This is a genomic window from Candidatus Diapherotrites archaeon, from assembly GCA_040755695.1.
Lineage (GTDB): Archaea > Iainarchaeota > Iainarchaeia > Iainarchaeales > 1-14-0-10-31-34 > JBFMAK01.
The window spans coordinates 1-1,158 of sequence record JBFMAK010000038.1; the positions used below are offsets into that span (position 1 = coordinate 1).

General features: G+C 49.5%; 2 protein-coding genes. Both read left to right on the top strand.

Features of this window, described 5'->3' with window-relative positions:
* Positions 1 to 293, top strand: a 293-nt coding sequence (locus AB1467_07525) for a hypothetical protein (GenBank protein MEW6296104.1), incomplete at its 5' end; no start/stop codon positions are given.
* A gap of 1 nt (position 294) precedes the next feature.
* On the top strand, positions 295 to 1,158 hold an 864-nt coding region (locus AB1467_07530), incomplete at its 3' end, for an IS1595 family transposase (GenBank protein ID MEW6296105.1).

Below are 1,158 nucleotides of genomic sequence, written 5' to 3' on the forward strand. Positions count from 1 at the left end.
ATCTCTTACGGAGGTGCTTCGTGAAAGCTATCTACGCTGCTTTTGCAATCGCTGTCATTCTGGCTGTGATGGTAGAAATTATGCTTGAGTATCTGCATGTACCCGAAGCGTGGAGACCAGTCGTGCTTACTGTTGCCGGGATTTTAGGTTTTGCTATGCTGGTTCATTCATTGACTTTGTTATCAAGACGCAGGCGTGATGAGGAACGCGTAGGAGTTATACTTCCATCAGGGTTTAAGAGCTTAGAACTTAGTATTTGGAGACGGATATGGCGTTGGTTGAAGGAGAATTAGCATGTCGCGACCTGACTTCCCAAAGACAGTTTTCGAGTTCCAAACCCGCTTCCCTACCGAAGAAGAACAACTAGCCTTTCTGATACAGTCTCGCTGGCCGGAAGGCTTCGTCTGCCCTCGTTGTGTTCACAAAGAGTACTGGTGGAAAGCAACAAGGAAACTGCTTCAGTGCAGAAAATGCCGCTATGAAGTGTCTGTGACCGCTGGTACAGTAATGCACCGTTCCAAGCAACCTATTCCTGTATGGCTTCAAGCAGCATACTTGGTCACGACGCATACCCCTGGTATATCGGCGGTTCAGTTTCAAAGGCAGGTTGGGTTGCCCAGCTACCAGACAGCCTTTACCATGCTTCACAAGCTACGGTCAGCTATGGTACGACAGGAACGCACAAAGTTGAGCGGCCTTGTCGAAGTTGACGAAACATACATCGGGGCTGAGATACATGGTCCGCCAGGGCGTGGAGCCAAAGGTAAAGTGCTCGTAGTCGGGGCTGTAGACCTGAAGGGCAAGTATGCCAACCGTGTACGCTTGAAGGTTATCCCGAACGCAAGTAAGGCTGGTCTTAGCAAATTCATTCAGGACAATGTGGAACTGGATTCCACTATCAAGTCTGACGAATGGGTTGGATACTACGGCCTTGAAAAGCTAGGTTACAAACATGTAATCTCGAAGAGGCTGCCCCATATTCACCGCGTCATTGGCAACCTGAAGACTTGGCTTCGCGGGACACACCACGGCGTTAGCCCACAGCATCTACAAGCATACCTGAACGAGTATACCTTTCGCTTCAACCGCAGGAAGACACCGATGGCGGCGTTTCAGACTGTCTTGGGATTGGCTAAGGAGAGAAAAGGTCCTACATAT